This is a genomic window from Rathayibacter sp. AY1C9 (assembly GCF_002932315.1).
In the GTDB taxonomy this organism is placed as follows: domain Bacteria; phylum Actinomycetota; class Actinomycetes; order Actinomycetales; family Microbacteriaceae; genus Rathayibacter.
In genome coordinates this window covers 21,158-41,984 of the sequence record NZ_PSVZ01000026.1, presented here as the reverse complement: position 1 = coordinate 41,984, position 20,827 = coordinate 21,158, and the positions used below count along the sequence as shown (strand labels likewise).

Below are 20,827 nucleotides of genomic sequence, written 5' to 3'. Positions count from 1 at the left end.
GTTACGGGGCCCGTCCGGGGTCGGGCTCCACGTCGCCTGCCGGACCACCCGCTCCTCGGTCCGCTCCGAGACGCCGCGGATAGGATCGGAGGATGCCCGCCGCCTCCCCGGAGCCCACCGACTCCAACCCCGGCTACGTCACCCCGCTCGTGCGCAAGCTCGCCGGCGAGAACGGCATCGACCTCTCCACCCTCACGGGAACCGGAGTCGGCGGCCGCATCCGCAAGCAGGACGTCCTCGACGCTGTCGAGGCCGCCAAGTCGGCTCCGGCCGCCCCGGTCTCGGCGCCCGCCGCCGCAGCCGCCAAGGCCGCGCGCACCCCGCTCGAGACCTCGCCCCTCCGCGGCACCACGCAGCCGATGTCGCGCCTGCGCAAGGTCCTCGCGCAGCGCGCCGTCGAGTCGATGCAGACGAGCGCCCAGCTCACCTCGGTCATCGAGGTCGACGTCACGGCGGTCGCCCGCTTCCGCGACTCGGTCAAGAAGAGCTTCCAGGAGAAGACCGGCGCCAAGCTGTCCTTCCTCCCGTTCTTCGCCCTCGCGGCGGCGGAGGCGCTCAAGGCCTACCCGGTGATCAACTCGACCCTCGACGGGGAGTCGATCGTCTACCCGGACCACGAGAACATCAGCATCGCCGTCGACACCGAGCGCGGCCTGCTGACCCCGGTCCTCAAGAACGCGTCCGAGCTGAACCTCGCGCAGATCGCCTCCACCATCGGGGACCTGGCCGAGCGCACCCGCAACAACAAGCTGAAGCCCGACGAGCTCGCCGGCGGCACCTTCACGCTGACCAACACCGGTTCGCGCGGGGCCCTGTTCGACACTCCCGTCGTGTTCCTGCCGCAGACCGCGATCCTCGGCACCGGCATCGTCACCAAGAAGCCGGCCGTCGTGCAGGTGGACGGTACTGACGCCATCGCGATCCGCTCGACCGTCTTCCTCGCGCTCTCGTACGACCACCGCACGGTCGACGGAGCCGACGCGGCGCGCTTCCTGGTCGCGATCAAGGAGCGCCTCGAGGAGGGCTCGTTCGAGAACGACCTCGGCATCTGACACGCTCCCCCTGAGCGCGCCTCTCACGAGGCCGCTCCGGTGTAGACGTCGCGGATGAGCCAGCCGGCCTCCGTCCTGATGATCAGGACGGAGGCCGCTGTCGTCCCCGGGGCCGTCCGGAGGTGCACGACCGCCGATGCCCCGTTCACGTCGACGAGGACGGCCGACGCCTCCCCCGTCGCCGGGACAGCGGAGGCGGGGCCGTCCGCTGCGTCGCCGAGCGGCGAGTCCGCCGTGACCAGACCGCGGGCGCACTCCCGGTCCCCGCACGCGCGCACCGCGTCGATCAGCACCTCCGCCGCCTGCTCGGCGTCGAGTGAGGTCGCCGCGACCGGAGCCGGCGGTGCCGCGGTCGCCACCGCCGGCGGAGCCGACCGAGCCGGAACGGGCGCGGCTGCGGTCGACGCCTCCGCATCCTGCACCTGCCGATCGGGCCCGCCCGCGAGCGAACCGGCGAGCACCGCTCCCAGCACGATCGCCGTCCCGACGGAGAGCGGTCCCCGACGCCGGACGACGAACGCCCGGAGGCGGTCCTGCCAGCCGTCGAGCGGATGGACCCGCCTGTGCCGGGCAGCCGGAGCGGGCACCGCCTCCCGACCCCGGGCATCCGCGCCGGACGTCGGCAGCGCCCGCACCGCTTCGCCTATCCCCTGCGGATCAGCGAGTCCGTAGAGGTTGCCCTCCAGCGCCAGCAGGTCGCGGTGCCGCGCGAGGGCGGCGACCGGCAGCTCCGGGCAGAGCATTCCGAGGCGCTCCAGGACCCGCTGCAGCGCGTCGCGCGCCGCACGCGGGGTGTCGACGGCGGGCGTCGTCAGCAGCACCAGCGGCCGACCCTCCTCCGTCAGGCCGATGTCGTCCGTCGTCGGAGCCAGCCATGCTCCCTCGAGCGCGGCCGACCGGACCGCGCCCACCACGGGGGCGAGGAGGGTGACCGCGGCGCCGAGTGCGATCCCCCGCTCGACCCGCAGGAACCTCTCGAGTGTGGCGACGACGGGAGGGGCGGTCGAGACGATTCGCCTCCTCGGAGACGACTCCACCCGGACGATGCGTTCGCGGTGGCGGTGCTCGGCGAGCCGAGCCACCGCCGACACCTGTAGCGCCTCGGCCTCCCGCGGCCGCATCGTCCGCTCGGCCGGCGGTGCGGCATTCGGCGCAGGCGTCCGCCGCCTCCCCGTCCGCACTCCGCCGATCCTCCGGCCCTGGACCGTCCCGCTGCTCGTCATGAGGCGAGCCTGACCGCAGGTCGGGGCGGAGGACGCCCGTCGATCCCGATCGGTGGACGGATCGGCGCACGTGCCCTCTGTGGAGGAGTCGGATCCGCGTCCGGGGTCCGCCGCCGCGCTCCCGCTCGGTATCCTTGACGTCATGGCACGCAGCACGGAACCGTCGACGAAGGCGGTCAAGGAACCCGGACGTCTCAAGCAGATGTGGCAGGTGTTCCAGATGACCCGCCGCTACGACAGCAGCGCCGTCTGGATCATCCTCCTCGCGCTCCTGCTCCCGATCCTGCTCGGCGTGCTCCTCGGCATCCTGCTCGGCAACGGCAACGGCTTCGTGATCGCGCTGTGGATCATCGTGGGCGTGATGGCCGGCCTGGTCGCCGGACTCGCCGTACTCTCGCGTCGCGCCGAGCGCGCCGCCTACGGGCAGATCGCCGGGCAGCCCGGCGCGGTCGGCGCCGTCCTGCGAAGCGGACTGCGCGGCACCTGGACCGGCGGCGAGATGCCCGTCGCCGTCAACGGCAAGACCCAGGACGCCGTCTACCGCGCCGTCGGCCGCGGAGGCGTCGTGCTGATCGCGGAGGGCCCCGCCTCCCGGACCAAGCGCATGCTCGAGGACGAGCGGCGCAAGGTTTCGCGGATCCTGCCGAACGTCCCCGTCACCTTCGTGCACGTCGGCTCCGACGCCGATGCGACTCCGCTGCACAAGGTGCCGAGCCGCCTCTCGAAGACGAAGAAGGTCCTCACCAAGGCCGAGGTCCTCGCGGTGAAGAACCGGCTCTCCTCACTCAACACGTCGCTGCCCATCCCGAAGGGCGTCGACCCCTTCAAGGTGCGCCCTCAGCGATCGCGCTGACGCACGACGCGACAGGCCGGTCGGGATCTCTCCCGGCCGGCCTGCTTCGTCTGCGGCGCAAGTCAGTAGCGGACGAGAACCGTCCCGGCCACCTTGTCGTGGAAGCCGCGCTGGTCCGAGTCCCAGACGAGCGCCGGCACCAGCACGGCCAGCAGCACAGAGCGCACGATCGGGCGCCACACGCCGACCCAGCCCCCGCCGAGACGGATGACGCGCATCCCGAGCAGGCGGTGCCCGATGCTGCCGCCGATGGTGGGGATGAAGACGACCTGCAGCAGGACGAACAGCAGCAGGCTCGCCCAGCGGTCGTAGTCGAAGAACGCGAGCGACAGCAGAGCGGCGACGGCGAAGTCGACGGCCAGGGCGGCGATGCGGCGGCCGGACCGTCCGACCGAGAGGCGGCCCTCTCGGGGGAGGCCGAGACGCTCTCCCGGGTACGAGCTCGGGGCGGCGTCGGCGAAGGTCCTGCGGTCGGCGGCTGGCATCCTCCGATCCTATCCGCGGCGTCTCGGAGCGGACCGAGGAGCGGGTGGTCCGGCAGGCGACGTGGAGCCCGACCCCGGACGGGCCCCGTAACATGTCGGAAACAACAGGGACACGGTGGGGAAACCCCCCGTCACTACGCTGGAACGGCTGCGCTCTGCAGCACCCCGTTACGCCATTGGAGACCTTTGCATGTTTAAAGATTCTTCCGAGGTGCTCTCGTTCATCAAGGACACGGACGTCAAGTTCCTCGACATCCGGTTCACCGATCTCCCCGGTGTCCAGCAGCACTTCAACATCCCCGCCTCGACTGTCGATGAGGAGTTCTTCTCCGTCGGTCAGCTCTTCGACGGGTCCTCGATCCGCGGATTCGCGAACATCCACGAATCGGACATGCAGCTGATCCCTGACGTGACCACCGCCTACGTGGACCCGTTCCGCGTCGAGCGCACGCTGATCCTCGTCTTCGACATCTACAACCCGCGCAACGGCGAGATCTACTCCAAGGACCCGCGTCAGGTCGCGAAGAAGGCCGAGAAGTACCTCGCGTCGACCGGCATCGCCGACACCGCGTTCTTCGCCCCCGAGGCGGAGTTCTACATCTTCGACGACGTCCGCTACGAGATCACGCAGAACTCCGCGTTCCACTCCGTCGACTCGGTCGAGGGCGCCTGGAACTCGGGACGCGTCGAGGAGGGCGGCAACCTCGGCAACAAGACGCCCTACAAGGGCGGCTACTTCCCGGTGAGCCCCGTCGACAAGCAGGCCGACCTCCGCGACGACATCTGCCTCAAGCTGATCGACGCCGGCCTCATCCTCGAGCGCTCGCACCACGAGGTGGGCACCGGCGGCCAGGCCGAGATCAACTACCGCTTCGACACGATGGTCCACGCGGCGGACGACATCCTGAAGTTCAAGTACATCGTCAAGAACACGGCCGAGCAGTGGGGCAAGACCGCCACGTTCATGCCGAAGCCGCTCTTCGGCGACAACGGCTCGGGCATGCACACCCACCAGTCGCTGTGGAACGACGGCACGCCGCTCTTCTACGACGAGAACGGCTACGGCGGTCTCTCGGACCTCGCGCGCTGGTACATCGGCGGACTGCTCAAGCACGCCCCCGCCGTCCTCGCGTTCACGAACCCGACGGTCAACTCGTACCACCGCCTGATCCCGGGCTTCGAGGCGCCGGTCAACCTGGTCTACTCGGCCGGCAACCGCTCCGCGTCCATCCGCATCCCGATCACGGGCACGAACCCGAAGGCCAAGCGCATCGAGTTCCGTGCGCCCGACGCCTCCGGCAACCCGTACCTCGCGTTCGCCGCCCAGCTGATGGCGGGCCTCGACGGCATCAAGAACCGCATCGAGCCGCACGAGCCGGTCGACAAGGACCTCTACGAGCTGCCCCCCGAGGAGGCGAAGCTCATCCCGCAGGTCCCCGCGACCCTGGGCGAGGCGCTCGACGCCCTCGAGGCCGACCACGACTTCCTCCTCCAGGGCGGCGTGTTCACTCAGGAGCTCATCGACACCTGGATCGAGTACAAGCGCGAGAAGGAGATCAAGCCCCTCGCGCAGCGTCCTCACCCGTTCGAGTTCGAGCTGTACTACGGGGTCTAGCTAGATCCCGCGGAAGTAGCGGAGTCAGTCCGCAACGAGTCCGCACGAGCGGCCAGCACCTGTGCAACGGCCGCTCGTGCGGACTCGTCTTTGTCTGGCCACATGTGCCCGTACGTGTCGAGCGTCGTCTTCGCGGACGAGTGCCGCAGGCGGGCCTGCACGACCTTCACGTCTAGGCCCGAGGCGATCAGCAGCGACGCGAAGTAGTGGCGGCAGTCGTGAATCCGAAAGCCCTCGGGCAGGCCGTCGATTGTCTCGCGCGCGGCTCGGAACTGAGTCTCGATCGTGTACGGAGCGACCGGCCGGCCGTAGGCGCCGACGACGAGCGTGCTGCTCCCCCACTTCGCCGGCACCCGGTTCAGCTCGAGGGCGAGCTCGGTCGGGATCGGGATCGGGGTGCGCGACATCTCCGTCTTGAGCGGCTCGGCCGGGTACTGGATCGCCGGCGTGATGATGCCGCGCATGAAGTCGACGTCGACGGTCCGCAGCGCGGCGATCTCGGCGACCCGCAGGCCCGCAAACGCGCCGAGCAGGATGACCGGCTTCATCCCCTCCGGCATCGCGTCGTAGAGCGCCCAGATCTGCTCGGTCGTCGCCACGTAGGGCCGCTGCTTCCCCGCGCCCGGAGAAGTGCGCCTCGAGACCGGGGAGCGCGGGACGAGCCCGTCGTGGACGGCATCCGAGAACAGGTGCGACAGGCGAGCGTGCAGGGCGTACACCGTCGAGTCCGCGAGGCCCTGCTCCTTCAGCTGAGCAGTCCACGTCTTCACCTCGGAGGGGCGGACGCTCGCCAGGGGTCGCGAGCCGAAGGCCGCGCGAATGTGCTTCAGATGCGTCCGCGCCTGGCGGACTGTCGACGGGCGCTTAGTTGCGTAGCCGGCTAGCCAGCGATCGCACCACTCCCCTACGGTCATGCGCGCGGTCTCGGGGTCGAGGTAATCGCCGCGGACAACGGAGGCGGTCACAGAGTCGAGCCAGTGCCGTGCGGACTCGGCCGGCGCCTTCGGGTTGTCCTTATAGCGGAAGTGTCGAGAGTGCTCCTTGCCCTCCCCATCCCGGTAGCGCGCTCGCCAGGCCCCGTTAGGGCGCTTCTGGATGCTCGCCATGATCGGCTCCGTCAAACTCTTCGGCTTGGTTCCGCCAACGCTCGATCACCGGGTCGAAGCGACGACGGATGCGAGCCAGTCGCTCCTCTAGAAATGGGCGCTGATCGGCCATTTGCAGGTCTCCTGCGCTGGCCCAGATGCTCAAGGTCGCAACGCTTTCCAGTAGCTGCCCAGTCACGAGGTCGAGCGCCGTTACGGCTGCCTCCTCGGTAAGTTCTTCCTCCTGCTCGTCACTGAGCTCGACGTCGCCGAGATCCGAGACCACCCCGGCGACGACGAGGAGGTAGGCGCTTATCGCATCTTTGAAAGCGCGTTGCCCGTCGATGAGCCTCGCGTAGGCCTCATTCCACGCCACGTTGCCGGTGGGCTCGAAGAACAGCCGCACGTCGGTGTGAAGTACGGCGGCGATCTCGACGGCCTCGGTCAGGCGTAGCGGTCGCTCCCCGGTCTCGACTTTCCAGACCGTCGCTTGCGACCACTTCAGCCCGCGGGTTCGCAGCGCCGCCGCCAGGTCCTTCTGGCTCAGCCGCCCGCGAAGGCGAGCGACGTTTCTTCCGATCTGCTCGTCAATGATTGGCACGCACCAAGCTTAGGCGTAAAACGTAGTTGCGGACGACTCCGTATTGTGCGACCCTGGCGACGGCTACAAAACGTAGTCACCGCTCATCCCGTTTGGAGTCGCCGTGAACCAGGCCACACCCGCCCTGACGTCCCGCGTCGCGTCCACCTCTGCTGTGACGCTGCTGACGCTTCCCGAAGTGGCGTTCATGCTGCGCAAGACGCCCCAGGCGCTTCGCTGGCAGATGCACCAGGGAACCGCCCCCAAGAGCGCCCTCATCGGCGGCCGCCGTATGTTCCGGCGCGTCGACGTCGAGGCGTACATCGACGCCGCTTTCGAGGAGGCGGTCTGACGATGTCCGCTGCTACACAGAACGCCCCCGCCGCGGGTGCAACCGCGAGCGAGGGCAACAGCGCCACCCGAACCCATCTCACTGAGAACGAAGGAGCTAACCCCATGATGCTACAGAGCACCCCCATCGTCACCGAGAGCCTCGAGGACGGGTCGGCCGCTTGGCTCAGGCTGCCCGACCCGGACAGCCGAATCCCCGGCGAGATCTTCGCGACGTTCGAGTCCGGACAGTGGCGGACGTACGCACATGTGCAGCCGGACACCGCCGACGGGCTCTTCGACGCAGACCAGTCGAGAGCGATGGCGGCCGCTCTGACTGCAGCTGCAGCTCAGTGCGACGCGCTCAACGCGGAGATCGCGGAAGCGCGCCAGGCCCTGGACCGCACCACCGGCCAGACCCTCCGCGAGCTGCGCCACACCTTCAACTACTCCCTCGAGCAAGCAGCCACTCTCGTCGACTTCCCCAAGCGCGTGCTCAGCGACATCGAGGAGGGCGTGCTCCCCATCTGGGACTCCCTCAATGCGCAGATTACGAAGGCGTACGCGGGAGGCGCAAGGTGACGACCTCGACAGTGCCAGTGTCCAGCGGCGAGACCGTGCGCGCCTCTACGCGGGAGATCGGCGGCGTCGCTCGCGTCCTCTTCTGGACGAAGCGCGCGTCCCTCACGCTCACCCCGGATGAGGCTCGAGCAGTCTCGATCGCCCTCCTCGACCAGGCGCTGAGGGCCGAGCGCGCGGTTGACGACTCCTGGCCCGACGAGGCGCCGTGCTGACGCCGGCCGTCGTCGGAGCGAACGATGCCTGACGCGAGACTCCCTAGCCGTTGGCAGACGGACCCCGATCGCGTCGGGTTGTCCGACGCTGCATGGCGCATCTACTCCTGGGCGCTCATGTGGTCAGCGGAGCAGTGGACGGACGGACGGGTTCCGACCGCCGCCGTCCGGATGTTCCCGGTCGATGAGGGAAGGAGCCGCGCCGCCGTCATCGACGAGCTCGTCGAAGCCAAGCTGTGGCGCGTCACCAAGGTCGGCTGGCAGATCCATCGGTGGGAGGCGACGCAGACCACCGCCAACGAGCACGAGACGAGGCGGCAACAGTGGCGCGATTCGAAGCGCCGCAAGCGCGCAGGAGTGCAGGAAAGTCCACACGACCCAAACGACGGAGCCCGCTCCGATCCCAGTGCTGACGCGGAGGAGTCCACAGAGGAGTCCACGTGGACACCTGAGGATGAGGAAGAGGCTGAGGCTATAGGCGATAGGCAGAGGTCGGAGGACGAGGACAAGGCTCCGGACCCTGCGGTGGATCTCGCTACCGGGGAAGTCCTCGAGCCCGGTTTCACCCGCAACGGGCAACAGGGCCGTTACATCAAGAGGTCGGCCTAGTGGGCGCCGTGATCCCGTGGCCGACGAAGGAGCCGGGTCGTCCGTACCGCTGGCTGCTGCACCTCGAGCATGATCGGCCGGCTCCGACGTGTCCCACGCATCGAGAGAAGACGGACGGTCTCGGCAACTGCGGGGCGTGCATCTACGAGTACCGACTCGCTTTAGATGCCGTCCCTGCCGACGTTTGGACGTACTGCCGTGTCTGCCAGATGCCTATTCACCCAGCAGTAGAAGGAGAAGGGGTCGAGACATGCCCGACGTGCGACGACACTTTCTTCCCTTACAAGGAGATGACATGACCGATTTAGTAGCGACTCGATCGCCGCTCGCAATTCGAGTCGCAGCACTAGAGGCCGATAACGCGCGCTTGCGCAGTGAGCTCGAGAAAGCTCGCAACGACGTCGCCCGCAAAGAGCGGGTGCTGAGGAACAAGTCCCGGAGGACGAACGATGACAACTGACCACGACGACACGATCTTCTGGGAGGACTCGGCGGGTGGCATCGCCACGTTCCCGCGCGAGCAGTACCAGCGGGACTCGACCCACCTGTTCGAGCTCGTCATCACCACAGGCGCCGACTCGAGCGTCAACGTGAGCAAGGAGACGCGGCGGATCTTCGACGAGACGAGCGCCGACTACCTGCTGGCCGTCGCGACCACCGTTGCGGGCACGTTCGCCGGCTACTCCCTCACCCACCCGAACACGTTCCAGGTGTCGGCAGCGCTCATCAACTTCGGCGCGTTCCTCACCACGTTCCGGGCGCTCGTGCCGCCCGCCCCCTACACGCCCCCCACTGACCAGAAGGAATCAGAATGACCCTCGCATCATCCGCTCTCGGCATCCGGAGCATCATTACCCAGTCGCAGGCAGTCGGGGCCACCGTGCCCGCGTCGCTGATCGAAGCGCTCGAGAATCACGAGCGCACCGCCGAAGCAGCGGCGACTCTCTACATCGGCGGCACTGCCCTCGAGGATGCCGTCGCGGCTGCACTCGACGCAGGCAAGGACCCGACCGTCGACAAGACCGTTCAGCGCATCCTGGCCAGCCGCCAGATCGGCGCTCAGGGCGTCGTGCAGTCCGTCGTGCAGTCCGCCCTCGGTCGACTCGTCGCAGCCGCTGAGGACGTCGCACACGATCTCCTCGAAGCGTGGCGCGCGCCGTTCGACCAGGCAGCCGCCGACATCGCGGCCGGCTACAAGATCCTCGGCGACATCGAGCTGCACCAGGCCGAAGAGATCCTCCGCAAGGGAGGCGCCGCCGCCGAGGCATGGATCAAGGCCAACGCCGCGAACCAGCGGATCAAGGACATCCGCGGACTCTTCGTTCAGCTGTCGATCCACACCGCCTTCGTCCCCCACTCGCCCGCGAACGGCGTGCTCATCATCACGGAACCCACCTACGACCAGTGGACGGGTCTCGGTCTGCGAGAGGCGCGCATCGACCCGTGGAACGCGCACCGGATGGGGCTCACGCTGCGGCTCGCCACCCCCGAGGAGTTCACTACCCTCCCCGACCAGTACCAGGCCGAGTGGCACCGCCGGCAGCAGGCGGACCAGCACCGCCAGGCCGGCAAGTTCACGCCCCGCGAACTGGTCGGAGCTGCGGGCCTGTGATGGACGACGAGAAGGTGACCGAGCATCCCCAGTTCGTCACCGATCCTGAGAAGCGCGCGCGGCAGATCGAAGCCGACGAAGCCGAGAAGCTGACGCAGGCACTCGAGCGGGCTCAGGCGACACCTGAGGTATCAGCAGCGCCACCCGAGGCCAAGCAGCAGTGGACACCAGCACCCACGCTCTCCGGTCCGTACGCACCAAGCGAGGGGCGAACAGCGAGCCCGCAGACCACGAGCAGCGAGCACCGCAACCGGCAGTTCGCAGGGCAGCTGTTCAACCCTGACAGCGCTGACTGGACGCAGCACTAGCGATCGTCGCAGAGGCGGCCGACCACCTAATCCGGGTCGGTCGGCCGCCTCTTTGTATCAGTACGAAAGACCATACGAGGGTGGGGGTGGTCCCCTCTCGAAGACGACGAAAGACCTCCGGGTATAGGGATGATCCCTCCCCGACATTTTTTCCACACGCGTGTGTGTTTTGTACCAAGTGGCCGTGGGCCGTTTGTACCAAGCCGCTCGCACTGAACTAGGCGCCCCTGCGGGATCTCTGCGAAGGCGCTTTCACGTACCGAAAGGACTACTCACATGGCTGATAGGACGGTCAAGGTCACAGCAGTACTGCAGGCGCAGCAGTACATCGCTGGGCTGGACAAGATGCAGAAGAAGATGCGCGAGACGACGAAGGACGGCGTCGACAAGCTCGCTGAACAGCGGGAGGCGATGAACCAGCTGGGGACTGCCGCGATCGGCGTCGGCGTCGTCGCGGTGGCCGCGGTGGGACTGGCGGTGTCCAAGTTCGCGGAGTTCGACAAGGCGATGTCGGGCGTCGCTGCTTCGACTCACGAGTCCACGGCGAACATGGGGCTCCTGCGGGATGCGGCTCTCGAGGCCGGCGCGGAAACTGTGTTCTCCGCCACCGAGGCGGCAGGCGCGATCAACGAGCTCGCGAAGGCGGGTGTCTCGACGAAGGACATTCTCGGCGGAGGCCTGACGGGTGCGCTGTCGCTCGCGTCTGCAGGCTCGCTCGACGTCGCTGACGCTGCGGAGATCGCAGCGACCGCTATGACCCAGTTCGGGCTGAAGGGGTCGGAGGTACCCCACATCGCGGATCTCCTCGCAGCTGGTGCCGGCAAGGCGCAGGGTTCCGTCGAGGATCTGTCGCAGGCGCTTAACCAGGGCGGACTCGTCGCCTCGCAGGCCGGGTTCTCGATCGAGGAGACCACCGGGACGCTCGCGGCATTCGCGGCTGCGGGTTTGGTTGGTTCGGATGCGGGTACATCCCTCAAGACGGCGATCCTCGCGCTGCAGAACCCCTCTGAAAAGGCGCGGGGGGTCATGGAGCAGTACGGCCTGTCCGTGTACGACTCTTCGGGCAACATGCTGTCGTTCTCTGACATCGCAGGGCAGCTCGAGAGCAAGCTTGGCGGTCTCACTGACGAGCAGCGGAACGCCGCCCTGGCAACGATCTTCGGAAACGATGCGGTCCGTGCTGCGAACGTCCTCTACTCCAACGGGGCGGACGGCATCACCGATTGGACGTCGAAGGTCAACGATGCCGGTTACGCGGCGATCACCGCGGCCACCAACCTCGACAACCTCTCCGGAGACCTCGAGTACCTGCAGGGCGCGATCGACACCGGGCTCATCAAGGCGGGCTCGGGCGCTAACGAGGTGCTGCGAGAGATGGTGCAGCACGCGACCGATGCTGTCGATTTCTTCGGGCAGCTCCCCGCTCCCGTGCTCTCGGCGGGACTCGCGGCCACCGGCACGGTCGGCGGATTCTCGCTCCTCGGCGGCACGCTCCTGATCGGCGCTACGCGCGTCGGAGAGATGCGACGCAGCCTCGCAGTGCTGAACGAGGAGATGCCCCGAACCGCGAAGTTCGCAACTGGCGCGGCGAAGGGCCTCGGGCTGATCGCGGGGCTCACCACCGTTGCTGTCGTCCTCGACGCGATCGCCAACAGCGGCAATCGGGCGGCGCCCTCTCTCGAGGAGACCGCTCGCGCCATGAAGCAGCTGGACGGCGTGGACAAGATCTTCGCGCAGCTAGACGGAGCTGGCCCGGTCGACGACCTCGACGGGGCTCTCAAGCGACTCCTCGGGAACGATCTGGACGAGAACCTCGACGGATTCAACCGGTGGGCTTCGGGAATCAACCAGGCGCTCGGAGGCCCCGTCAGCGACTCCGTGCAAACTACTCGGGATCAGTTCGAGAAGATCGACCAGGTGCTCAAAGCCCTCGTCGAGGGTGGTGCGGCCGACGAGGCAGCTCGACAGTTCCGGACCATCGCGGACGCGGCAGAAGCGCAGGGAATCCCCACGCAGAAGCTCATGGACGAACTGCTTCCCGGCTACCAGGAGGCCCTGCAGGGGACCGCTACGGCGCAGGAGGACACGGCCGCGGCGACCGAGGCGAACACTGAGAAGCTGGAAGGCCTCTCGGGTAAGGCGCAGTCGGCCAAGACCGACCTCGACGCGCTCGCAGATGCAATCCGCGGGTTCGGCTCCGCGCAGCTCGACGTGAACTCGTCGACGCGTGAGTTCGAGGCCGCTCTCGACGCCGCAACCGCTTCGGTTCAGGAGAACGGCACGTCGCTCGACGTGAGCACCGAGGCCGGCCGATCCAACCAGGCTGCCCTCGACGCGATCGCCTCCTCGGCGCTCGGAGTCGCCTCGGCCACACTGAAGCGAACCGGCAGCGAGGAAGACGCGCGCGCGGCTGTGCAGCGCGGCCGGGAGGAGCTGATCGCGCAGCTCGCACAATTCGGCATCACCGGGCAGGCCGCGGACGACTACGCAGACAACCTCGGGCTCATCCCTGACGACGTCAGCACGGCGGTCGGGCTTACGGGCGTCGACAAGGCGGAGGCGGATCTCGCGTACCTCACCCGCAACCGCACAACGTCCGTCACCGTCGTGACCAACAGCCCCAACGGCGCCGCATTCTCGGACGCGCGCAGCTCGGCCGGCTCCGCAAACGGCAACCTCTTCGCCTACGCGAACGGCGCAGTCGCAGCAGCCAATAACGCGCTCGCCTTCGCCAACGGCGGGTTCGCGCCCGGGATCTACGCCGGCCGTCAGGGGGCGATCCACAAGTTCGCGGAGCCGGAAACACGCTGGGAGGCATACATCTCCGGCAAGCCCGGGCAGGAGCGCCGCAACCTCGCAATCTGGGAGGCGGCAGGCGAACGGCTCGGAGCATTCGGCCGCGGAGGGGGCGGGATCGATAGTCGGACGCTCGCCCCGATGCCATCGCAGTACACGACCAACAACGTCTACGGCGGCAGGACCATCGCGCCGGTGGTGAACCTCAACGGCCCGTTCTACAGCTACGACCCAACTCGTGTCGCGAAGGACATCCAGCGCAAGCTCAGCCAGGCCCTCGCGCTCTACGCCAACTAGCGCCACCACTAAGCCCCCGCGGCTCGCAGCATCACGCTGCGGAACGCGGGGGCTTTCTGTCGTTGTGGGCCTAGAGCGCGCCACCAGCGCCGCAGTTCACGCCGACTCGCCCCGAAGCCCAACCGGCGCTAGACGATGGAGCCATGGACAGCTCCGAGCACTACCTCGTGACGACACGCCGCCCGTGGGACGAAGCGCCAACCGTCGTCGGGATCTTCACTACCTCCGACGACGCGGATGCCGCGGTTGCTTGCGCGCAGCAGGACGGGCTGACGCCCGACCGCTACTCGATCGAGGTGTGGCGGGGGAACCAGCGAGCTTGCGCCCTTCGCAGACCTTAACCCGTCGTGGTAAGCTTCATGAGCAGGAAGGAGACTTCCCGCCTTGCCGAACCCCCGCCCCAGGCGGGGGTTTCGTGCGTCAAGGCCAAGTTCTCGCTCGACCGTTCGGCCACTGGGTACTGCCTACGACAATGCGCCACATATTCCATTTCTGGTCGTGAGCCCTCTTGTCCGTTTCGTTGACAGTTGATATCCGGTTGTAAAGATACGTCAGTAGATCTGCGCACTGTAGCGCTCTCGATGTTGACGAATCGATAAAGTCAATGGACGGATCTACGTGCGGCAACTTTGATGATCGATAACCGTAAGTTCCAGTCGACTGATAGCTTCGGAAATTGGATCGACTTATTTCGGCGGTGTGATGGTCATCCGCAATAATCTTAATGGGCGGTTCGTCAACAGACCAGCAGCCGTTGATCTGCTCGAATAAGTGACTGAAAGCCAATTCCCGAGCTGGGGTGAGAACTGGATAGCCGCGCGCCGCTTGCCCGACGACATCGACGCCCTCAATGTAGATAGAGGCGCCGCTATCTCGGATTGCTTCGAGCGCCTCCTCGTAGATGCGGAACCTAAGCCTTAGTGGTACAGAGCGCCACGGTTCTTCGCTAGCCCGCATCATGGTGCTGCCGTGGAACTCGGTATCGGGTTCGAGGCCATCGGCGGTCGCTGCATGTTTTGCCATGATTGCATCTAATCGTTCCGTCAAGAACTGTTCTTGCTCAATCGAACAGACAATCGAACCCAGAAAATAGAACGCTTCATCGCGTTCAGACTCATCGACGAAGGCGCGCAACACTCGTCCAGTCTGCCGCATCGGTCGGCGGACCGCTGGTGTCGGCAGTACCAGCCACAATCTCGATCATGGGAACCCGCTACGACCCGAACCACCCCGCACGCCCGCGCGAAGTGTCCGTCTACGAACAGGCGTTCCGCGACGTCGGCGACGAGGCGCCCTGGTTGCTCGCCTGGCGCGACGGGAAGGTGATGACCAACCCCGATACCGGTCGGTACCTCTACAGCCATGAGGTGCCGGGACAGAGCGGAGACCTGAAGCGCGGGCGCGGCGGACGACGGCCGTGACCTCAGGGTGAAGGACCCCGTTTGTCCTCGTCCATGGCTGTCCTACTTCGGCGTCGGCACGCGGTGAGGCTGTCCGCACCGAGTCCGCAAGAGTCCCAATCTGAGCCGACCATCGTCAATCACCAACCGCGACCGAATCGGCGCAACGGCGGCGTTTACGGTGGTCTACAGCCACTGCCAATTACGGGTGGAGAGTTCGAGCTGTACTACGGGGTCTGATCCCGCAGCACTGCCGAAGGGCCGTTCCTCCTCGGAGGGGCGGCCCTTCGCCGTCCCCGGCGCGCGGGCGTCAGCGGTAGGAGGAAGCGTCTCCCGCGGCCGGCCCGTAGAACAGGCGCTCGAAGACCGCGCGGGAGCGGCGGGTCACGCCGAGGTAGTCGTCCTCGAGCGCCGTCGCGGACCCGGCCGGGTACTCCAGCAGGCGCGCGACGCCCTCGAGCTGCCGGCGGTCGGTCGGGAGGACGTCGCTGGTGCGGTTGCCCCAGAGCGTGGTGCCCGAGCGGACACGGGACGCGAGGATCCACGCGGCGCGCAGCCGCTCCGCGTCCTGCGGGCCGACCATGCCCTCCTCCTCCGCGACCGCGAGGGCGGTGAGGGTCGAGGTGGTCCGCAGCGCCGGGGTCCGCCGCGCGTGCTGCAGCTGGAGGAGCTGCACCAGCCACTCGACGTCGCTCAGCGATCCACGGCCGAGCTTGAGGTGACGGCGGGGGTCGGCGCCCTGCGGCAGGCGCTCGCTCTCGACCCGTGCCTTGATCCGCTTCACCTCGCGGATGTCGCGGTCGGAGACCGCTCCCGGGTAGCGGACCCCGTCGGCCAGCTCCTCGAAGTCCTCGATGAGCGCCTGGTCCCCCGCCACTCCCCGCGCCCGGAGCAGCGCCTGCGCCTCCCAGGTCAGCGACCAGCGGGCGTAGTAGGCGCGGTAGGAGTCGAGGGAGCGCACGAGGGGCCCGTTCTTGCCCTCGGGCCGCAGGTCGGCGTCGAGGTCGAGCGGCAGGCGGGAGTCCTCCGTGAGCCGGACCAGCTCGGCGACGACGAACTGCGAGTAGAGCTGGGCCTGGTGCGGCTCGGCGGTGCCGGGTCGCTGGACGTACATCACGTCGGCGTCGGAGCCGAAGCCCAGCTCCGCCCCTCCGTACCGGCCCATGCCGATGATCGCGAACTCCGCGTCGGCGCCGGGCCGGGTCGCACTGCCGCGCCGGATGGCGGCGAGCACGCCGCCCAGCAGTGCGCTGATGATGTCGGTGAGGCTGGTCGCGATCTCCTCGATCGAGCTGAGACCGAGCACGCCCCCCATGGCGGTCCGCAGCACCTCGCGCCGGCGCATCGAGCGGAGGACTGAGGCGACCGCGTCGGGCGTCTCGTGCCGGGCGAGCACGGCGCGCACCTCCTCGGCGAGCTGGGCGGCGCTGCGGGGGCGGAGGGCGTCGTCGTCCTCGAGCCAGGCCGCCGACTCCGGGATGCGGTCGAGCAGCTCGCCGACGAAGCGCGATCCGGAGAGCACCGTGGTGAGCCGCTTGGCGGCTCCGGACGAGTCGCGCAGCATCCGGAGGAACCAGGGCGTCCCGCCCAGTGCGTCGCTGAGGCGCCGGAACGCGAGCAGGCCGTAGTCGGGGTCCGGTCCGTCGGCGAACCACTGCAGCATCACCGGCACGAGGTGGCGCTGGATGCTCGCGCGACGCGAGACGCCCGAGGTCATCGCGGCGATGTGGCCGAGCGCCCCGCGGGCGTCCGCGAAGCCGATGGCGGCGAGGCGCGCCTCCGCCTGGCCGGTGGACAGCTCGGCGCCGCCGTCGGAGAGCGCGGCGACCGCGGAGAGCAGCGGACGGTAGAACAGGCGCTCGTGCAGGCCCCGGACGCGGTGCTTGATCCCGTTCCAGACGCTCAGCAGCTCCTCCGCCGTGCGGGCGAGCCCGCTGGAGCGGGCGAGGGTCCGCAGCTCGTGCTCGTCCCGCGGCATCAGGTGCGTGCGTCGCAGGCGCCGCAGCTGGAGGCGGTGCTCGAGCAGCCGGAGTGCTCGGTAGTCCTGCGCGAACTCCTCCGCGGCGGAGCGGCCGATGTACCCGCGGTCGGCGAGGGCGCCTAGGGCGAGCAGAGTCCCGGGCATGCGGATCTCGTCGTCGGTCTGCCCGTGGACGAGCTGGAGCAGCTGCACCGTGAACTCGATGTCGCGCAGTCCGCCGGGCCCGAGCTTGATCTGGTAGTGGACGTCGTTCTGCGGGATGTTCTCGGTGACCCGCTCCCGCATCCGCTGCACCGACTCGACGAAGTTCTCGCGGGAGGCGCTCGACCAGACCTTGGGCGCGACCGCGTCGACGTACGCCCGCCCCAGCTCCTGGTCGCCGGCGAGCGGGCGCGCCTTGAGCAGCGCCTGGAACTCCCAGCTCTTCGCCCACCGGTCGTAGTAGGTGATGTGCGACTCGAGGGTGCGCACGAGCGCGCCCTGCTTGCCCTCCGGGCGCAGGTTCGGGTCGACCTCCCAGAGCTCCGGCTCCATCGCCAGCGCGGAGGTCCCGCGCATGAGGAGCACGGCGAGCCGGGTGGCCACGTCGATCGCACGGGCGTTCGTCAGCTCCTTCTCCGGGTCGCCCTCGGCGACGAAGATCACGTCGACGTCGCTGACGTAGTTGAGCTCGGACGCTCCCGCCTTGCCCATGCCGATGACGGCGAAGCGGGTGGCGGCGACCTCGTCGCGGCCGAAACGACCCGGGCCCGTGCCCTCGACCAGCTCGGTCCGCGCCACGGCGAGGGACGCCTCCAGCGCGGCTCCGGCGAGGTCGGCCAGCGCCCTCGTCACCCGGTCGATCGCCGCGACGGGGTCGGCCTGGCTCAGGTCGTGGACGACGATCCTGGTGAGGAGGCGGCGGTACCGCACGCGCAGCGCCGTCCAGCCCGCCTCCTCCCGGAGCGACGAGAAGCCGTCGACGGCGCCGACCGACTCGAGCAGCTCGGCCTTCATCTCGGCGCGCCCGGGGAGCGTGCGCACCGGCTCGAGCACGCTGGCCAGCTCGTCGGGCCGGCGCTGGAGGAAGTCGGCGAGGCCGGAGGAGGCCCCCACCACCAGAAGCAGCCGGGTCAGGGCCTCGTCGTCGGCGAGGACCGCGTCCATCCGGTCGCGGTGCCGCCGCAGCAGGTCGATCAGAGCGAGCAGCGCCTCGTCCGGGTCCGCCACCCGGGCGAAGGAGGGCAGCACCGACTCGAGCTGCCGCCCGGCGAGCTCCTCCGCCTCGGCCAGCCGCGCCCCGGTCTCGCCGAGCGCGGCGAAGCCGAGGCGTGCGACATCGCGGAGGGAGCGTTCACGGGGCATGGCCGAGGCGTCAGAGCATCTCGAGATTGCTGCGCAGCTCGTACGGCGTGACCTGGGCGCGGTACTCGGCCCAATCCTTCCGCTTGTTGAGCAGCACGAAGTTGAACACCTGCTCGCCCAGCGTCTCGGCCACGAGCTCGGACTCCTCCATCAGCGAGATGGCGCGGTCGAGGCTGGCGGGCAGAGCGCCGTAGCCGAGCGCCCGGCGCTCCGCGTCCGAGAGGGCCCACACGTTGTCCTCGGCCTCGGCCGGGAGCTCGTAGCCCTCCTCGATGCCCTTGAGCCCGGCCGCCAGGAGCAGCGAGTACGCCAGGTAGGGGTTCGCCGCGGAGTCCAGCGCCCGGTACTCGATGCGCGACGACTGCCCCTTGTTGGGCTTGTAGAGCGGAACGCGCACGAGGGCGGACCGGTTGTTGTGGCCCCACGAGACGTAGCTGGGCGCCTCGTCGCCGCCCCAGAGCCGCTTGTAGGAGTTGACGAACTGGTTCGTCACGGCGGTGATCTCGGGGGCGTGCTTGAGCAGGCCCGCGATGAACTGACGGCCGAGCTTCGAGAGCTGGTACTGGGCGCCCTGCTCGTAGAACACGTTCACGTCGCCCTCGAAGAGCGAGAGATGCGTGTGCATGCCCGAGCCGGGGTGCCCGGAGAGCGGCTTCGGCATGAACGTCGCGTAGACGCCCTGCTCGATCGCCACCTCCTTGATCACGGTGCGGAAGGTCATGATGTTGTCGGCCGTGGTGAGCGCGTCCGCGTAGCGGAGGTCGATCTCGTTCTGGCCGGGGCCCGCCTCGTGGTGGCTGAACTCGACCGAGATGCCCAGATCCTCCAGCATGCGCACGGAGCGGCGGCGGAAGTCGTGCGCCGTGCCTCCGGGGACGTTGTCGAAGTACCCGGCGGAGTCGACCGGCTCCGGACCCTCGGCGCCGAAGGACGACGACTTGAGGAGGTAGAACTCGATCTCGGGGTGCGTGTAGAAGGTGAACCCGCGCTCGGCCGCCTTCGCCAGCGTGCGCTTGAGCACGTTGCGCGGGTCGGCGACGGCGGGCTGGCCGTCGGGCGTCGTGATGTCGCAGAACATCCGCGCCGTCGGGTCGATCTCTCCGCGCCACGGGAGGATCTGGAAGGTCGACGGGTCCGGATGCGCGAGGACGTCGGCCTCGAAGGAGCGGGTGAGGCCCTCGATGGCGGAGCCGTCGAAGCCGAGCCCCTCCGCGAACGCGCCCTCCACCTCGGCCGGCGCGATCGCGACCGACTTCAGCGTGCCGACGACGTCGGTGAACCAGAGGCGAACGAATTTGATCCCTCGCTCTTCAATGGTGCGAAGAACGAAGTCCCGTTGCTTGTCCATCCAGACCCCTCCTGTTTCGACCCTCAGGCTACTGCCTCCGACCGGGGCCCGCGGGGCGCCCGAGGCGCGCCGTAGACTGGCGCCCATGTCAGCGCAGCCCGTGAAACGCGTTCGAACCCGCCACTTCCAGAACGCGAAGGACTCCGGTGTCCGCATCACCGGGCTGACCAGCTACGACCAGCTGACGGCGAAGATCTTCGACGACGCCGGGATCGACTTCCTCCTCGTGGGCGACTCCGCCGGCAACACGGTGCTCGGCTACGACACCACTCTGCCCGTCACCGTCGACGAGCTCATCCCGCTGGCGCGCGCCGTCGCCGGAGCCGTCGAGCGCGCCTTCGTCGTCGCCGACATGCCCTTCGGCTCCTACGAGTCGGGTGCCGACGACGCGCTGCACACGGCGTTCCGCTTCATGAAGGAGACGCACGCGCACGCGGTGAAGCTCGAGGGCGGAGTCCGCTCCGCCGAGCAGATCCGGCGCATCGTCGAGGCGGGCATCCCCGTGATGGCGCACATCGGCTTCACGCCGCAGAGCGAGCACGGGCTCGGCGGTCACATGGTCCAGGGGCGCGGCGAGGGCATCGAGCAGCTGCTCGCCGACGCGCGCGCCGTCCAGGAGGCCGGGGCGTTCGCCGTCGTCCTCGAGATGGTGCCCGCGGACGCGGCACATCAGGTGACGGAGGAGCTGCGCATCCCGACGATCGGAGTCGGAGCGGGACCGCACGTCGACGGACAGCTGCTCGTGTGGACGGACTTCGCCGGATTCACCACCGGCCGCATCCCCCGCTTCGTGAAGCAGTACGCGGATCTGCGCGGCGTGCTCACCGGAGCGGTCACCGCGTACCGGGACGACGTGGAGTCCGGCGCCTACCCCGGCGCCGAGCACAGCTACGAGTAGCCGCGGTCAGCGGTCCTCGGCGGCGTCCTCCTCGGCCCACTTGCGGCTGTTCTCGTGCAGCCGCTCGAGGGCGTGCTCCGCCTCCTCGCGAGAGGAGAAGGGTCCCACCCGGTCGACGGAGGGGGACACGAATCCCTGCTCCACCGTGCCGGCCTTGAGGTTGTACCACCAGGAGTTCGCGTCGCCGTCAGCCATGCCGCGATCCTACGCCGCAGCC

General features: G+C 68.5%; 20 protein-coding genes and 1 pseudogene. 13 read left to right on the top strand and 8 right to left on the bottom strand.

Features of this window, described 5'->3' with window-relative positions; all coding sequences use genetic code 11:
* Positions 1 to 98: 98 nt before the first annotated feature.
* A pseudogene (gene sucB, locus C5D09_RS14865) lies at positions 99 to 1,052 on the top strand (2-oxoglutarate dehydrogenase, E2 component, dihydrolipoamide succinyltransferase); the annotation flags it as partial.
* A gap of 23 nt (positions 1,053 to 1,075) precedes the next feature.
* Here the strand turns inward: sucB and C5D09_RS14860 are convergent.
* Positions 1,076 to 2,134, bottom strand: a complete 1,059-nt coding sequence (locus C5D09_RS14860; protein WP_181135063.1) for a hypothetical protein — start codon at positions 2,132 to 2,134, stop codon at positions 1,076 to 1,078.
* 283 nt (positions 2,135 to 2,417) lie between these two features.
* Between C5D09_RS14860 and C5D09_RS14855 the strand changes: the two genes are divergently transcribed.
* Positions 2,418 to 3,128, top strand: a complete 711-nt coding sequence (locus C5D09_RS14855; protein ID WP_104223728.1) for a DUF4191 domain-containing protein — start codon at positions 2,418 to 2,420, stop codon at positions 3,126 to 3,128.
* 62 nt (positions 3,129 to 3,190) lie between these two features.
* Here the strand turns inward: C5D09_RS14855 and C5D09_RS14850 are convergent, their stop codons facing one another.
* Positions 3,191 to 3,613, bottom strand: coding sequence for an RDD family protein (locus C5D09_RS14850; protein ID WP_104223667.1), 423 nt, complete (start codon positions 3,611 to 3,613; stop codon positions 3,191 to 3,193).
* Positions 3,614 to 3,803: 190 nt separating this feature from the next.
* On the opposite strand from C5D09_RS14850, the gene glnA reads away from it, so the two are divergent.
* Complete coding sequence (glnA, locus tag C5D09_RS14845) at positions 3,804 to 5,228, top strand: type I glutamate--ammonia ligase (protein WP_104223668.1); 1,425 nt, start codon at positions 3,804 to 3,806, stop codon at positions 5,226 to 5,228.
* Here glnA and C5D09_RS14840 read toward each other — a convergent pair.
* Both C5D09_RS14840 and C5D09_RS14835 read right to left on the bottom strand, forming a co-directional pair.
* On the bottom strand, positions 5,225 to 6,334 hold the full coding sequence (locus C5D09_RS14840; RefSeq protein ID WP_104269648.1) for a site-specific integrase: 1,110 nt from the start codon (positions 6,332 to 6,334) through the stop codon (positions 5,225 to 5,227). The two genes, glnA and C5D09_RS14840, sit on opposite strands and share 4 nt — an antisense overlap.
* A complete protein-coding gene (locus tag C5D09_RS14835; RefSeq protein ID WP_104269647.1) occupies positions 6,309 to 6,914 on the bottom strand; it encodes a helix-turn-helix domain-containing protein in 606 nt (201 codons plus the stop codon). Before C5D09_RS14835 ends, C5D09_RS14840 begins: the two co-directional genes overlap by 26 nt.
* A 103-nt stretch (positions 6,915 to 7,017) precedes the next feature.
* Here C5D09_RS14835 and C5D09_RS14830 point away from each other — a divergent pair, with 103 nt between their 5' ends.
* The 8 genes from C5D09_RS14830 to C5D09_RS14795 all read left to right on the top strand — a co-directional run bounded on the left by C5D09_RS14830 (position 7,018) and on the right by C5D09_RS14795 (position 13,639).
* Positions 7,018 to 7,245: an AlpA family transcriptional regulator gene (locus C5D09_RS14830; RefSeq protein ID WP_258067018.1), complete on the top strand. Its 228-nt coding sequence runs from the start codon at positions 7,018 to 7,020 to the stop codon at positions 7,243 to 7,245.
* A 104-nt stretch (positions 7,246 to 7,349) separates the two neighbouring features.
* Positions 7,350 to 7,805: a RodZ family helix-turn-helix domain-containing protein gene (locus tag C5D09_RS14825; protein ID WP_104269646.1), complete on the top strand. Its 456-nt coding sequence runs from the start codon at positions 7,350 to 7,352 to the stop codon at positions 7,803 to 7,805.
* Positions 7,806 to 7,822: 17 nt separating this feature from the next.
* Entirely contained in the window at positions 7,823 to 8,017 is a 195-nt protein-coding gene (locus C5D09_RS14820; RefSeq protein WP_146085655.1) for a hypothetical protein, read from the top strand.
* A gap of 24 nt (positions 8,018 to 8,041) precedes the next feature.
* Positions 8,042 to 8,626, top strand: a complete 585-nt coding sequence (locus C5D09_RS14815) for a hypothetical protein (protein ID WP_104269644.1) — start codon at positions 8,042 to 8,044, stop codon at positions 8,624 to 8,626.
* A gap of 449 nt (positions 8,627 to 9,075) precedes the next feature.
* Positions 9,076 to 9,441, top strand: coding sequence for a hypothetical protein (locus C5D09_RS14810; RefSeq protein ID WP_104269643.1), 366 nt, complete (start codon positions 9,076 to 9,078; stop codon positions 9,439 to 9,441).
* On the top strand, positions 9,438 to 10,238 hold the full coding sequence (locus C5D09_RS14805) for a hypothetical protein (protein ID WP_104269642.1): 801 nt from the start codon (positions 9,438 to 9,440) through the stop codon (positions 10,236 to 10,238). The genes C5D09_RS14810 and C5D09_RS14805 overlap by 4 nt, the downstream gene beginning before the upstream one ends.
* A complete protein-coding gene (locus C5D09_RS14800; protein WP_146085654.1) occupies positions 10,238 to 10,546 on the top strand; it encodes a hypothetical protein in 309 nt (102 codons plus the stop codon). The genes C5D09_RS14805 and C5D09_RS14800 overlap by 1 nt, the downstream gene beginning before the upstream one ends.
* Before the next feature lie 276 nt (positions 10,547 to 10,822).
* Positions 10,823 to 13,639: a phage tail tape measure protein gene (locus C5D09_RS14795; RefSeq protein ID WP_104269640.1), complete on the top strand. Its 2,817-nt coding sequence runs from the start codon at positions 10,823 to 10,825 to the stop codon at positions 13,637 to 13,639.
* A 420-nt stretch (positions 13,640 to 14,059) separates the two neighbouring features.
* Here the strand turns inward: C5D09_RS14795 and C5D09_RS14785 are convergent, their stop codons facing one another.
* Positions 14,060 to 14,776, bottom strand: coding sequence for a DUF3800 domain-containing protein (locus C5D09_RS14785; RefSeq protein ID WP_181135062.1), 717 nt, complete (start codon positions 14,774 to 14,776; stop codon positions 14,060 to 14,062).
* 65 nt (positions 14,777 to 14,841) lie between these two features.
* Here C5D09_RS14785 and C5D09_RS17245 point away from each other — a divergent pair, with 65 nt between their 5' ends.
* On the top strand, positions 14,842 to 15,060 hold the full coding sequence (locus tag C5D09_RS17245; RefSeq protein ID WP_146085653.1) for a hypothetical protein: 219 nt from the start codon (positions 14,842 to 14,844) through the stop codon (positions 15,058 to 15,060).
* Between the two features lie 289 nt (positions 15,061 to 15,349).
* Here C5D09_RS17245 and C5D09_RS14780 read toward each other — a convergent pair whose 3' ends face one another.
* Together C5D09_RS14780 and C5D09_RS14775 are read right to left on the bottom strand one after the other, a co-directional pair.
* Positions 15,350 to 18,364 (bottom strand): bifunctional [glutamine synthetase] adenylyltransferase/[glutamine synthetase]-adenylyl-L-tyrosine phosphorylase, encoded by a 3,015-nt coding sequence (locus C5D09_RS14780; RefSeq protein WP_104269637.1) that lies wholly within the window; start codon positions 18,362 to 18,364, stop codon positions 15,350 to 15,352.
* A gap of 10 nt (positions 18,365 to 18,374) precedes the next feature.
* Complete coding sequence (locus C5D09_RS14775; RefSeq protein WP_068253236.1) at positions 18,375 to 19,712, bottom strand: glutamine synthetase family protein; 1,338 nt, start codon at positions 19,710 to 19,712, stop codon at positions 18,375 to 18,377.
* Between the two features lie 85 nt (positions 19,713 to 19,797).
* Here C5D09_RS14775 and panB point away from each other — a divergent pair, with 85 nt between their 5' ends.
* Positions 19,798 to 20,610 (top strand): 3-methyl-2-oxobutanoate hydroxymethyltransferase, encoded by an 813-nt coding sequence (panB, locus tag C5D09_RS14770; RefSeq protein WP_104247262.1) that lies wholly within the window; start codon positions 19,798 to 19,800, stop codon positions 20,608 to 20,610.
* 6 nt (positions 20,611 to 20,616) lie between these two features.
* Here the strand turns inward: panB and C5D09_RS14765 are convergent, their stop codons facing one another.
* Positions 20,617 to 20,805, bottom strand: coding sequence for an SPOR domain-containing protein (locus C5D09_RS14765; protein ID WP_104223671.1), 189 nt, complete (start codon positions 20,803 to 20,805; stop codon positions 20,617 to 20,619).
* Positions 20,806 to 20,827: the final 22 nt, after the last annotated feature.

Coding starts and splice junctions, on each gene's coding strand:
- C5D09_RS14840 (WP_104269648.1), bottom strand. CDS start 6,334: ATGGCGAGCATCCAGAAGCGCCCTAACGGGGCCTGGCGAGCGCGCTAC.
- panB (WP_104247262.1), top strand. CDS start 19,798: ATGTCAGCGCAGCCCGTGAAACGCGTTCGAACCCGCCACTTCCAGAAC.
- C5D09_RS14850 (WP_104223667.1), bottom strand. CDS start 3,613: ATGCCAGCCGCCGACCGCAGGACCTTCGCCGACGCCGCCCCGAGCTCG.
- C5D09_RS14800 (WP_146085654.1), top strand. CDS start 10,238: ATGGACGACGAGAAGGTGACCGAGCATCCCCAGTTCGTCACCGATCCT.
- C5D09_RS14775 (WP_068253236.1), bottom strand. CDS start 19,712: ATGGACAAGCAACGGGACTTCGTTCTTCGCACCATTGAAGAGCGAGGG.
- C5D09_RS14855 (WP_104223728.1), top strand. CDS start 2,418: ATGGCACGCAGCACGGAACCGTCGACGAAGGCGGTCAAGGAACCCGGA.
- C5D09_RS14805 (WP_104269642.1), top strand. CDS start 9,438: ATGACCCTCGCATCATCCGCTCTCGGCATCCGGAGCATCATTACCCAG.
- C5D09_RS14815 (WP_104269644.1), top strand. CDS start 8,042: ATGCCTGACGCGAGACTCCCTAGCCGTTGGCAGACGGACCCCGATCGC.
- C5D09_RS14810 (WP_104269643.1), top strand. CDS start 9,076: ATGACAACTGACCACGACGACACGATCTTCTGGGAGGACTCGGCGGGT.
- C5D09_RS14825 (WP_104269646.1), top strand. CDS start 7,350: ATGATGCTACAGAGCACCCCCATCGTCACCGAGAGCCTCGAGGACGGG.
- C5D09_RS14795 (WP_104269640.1), top strand. CDS start 10,823: ATGGCTGATAGGACGGTCAAGGTCACAGCAGTACTGCAGGCGCAGCAG.
- C5D09_RS14780 (WP_104269637.1), bottom strand. CDS start 18,364: ATGCCCCGTGAACGCTCCCTCCGCGATGTCGCACGCCTCGGCTTCGCC.
- glnA (WP_104223668.1), top strand. CDS start 3,804: ATGTTTAAAGATTCTTCCGAGGTGCTCTCGTTCATCAAGGACACGGAC.
- C5D09_RS14765 (WP_104223671.1), bottom strand. CDS start 20,805: ATGGCTGACGGCGACGCGAACTCCTGGTGGTACAACCTCAAGGCCGGC.
- C5D09_RS17245 (WP_146085653.1), top strand. CDS start 14,842: ATGGGAACCCGCTACGACCCGAACCACCCCGCACGCCCGCGCGAAGTG.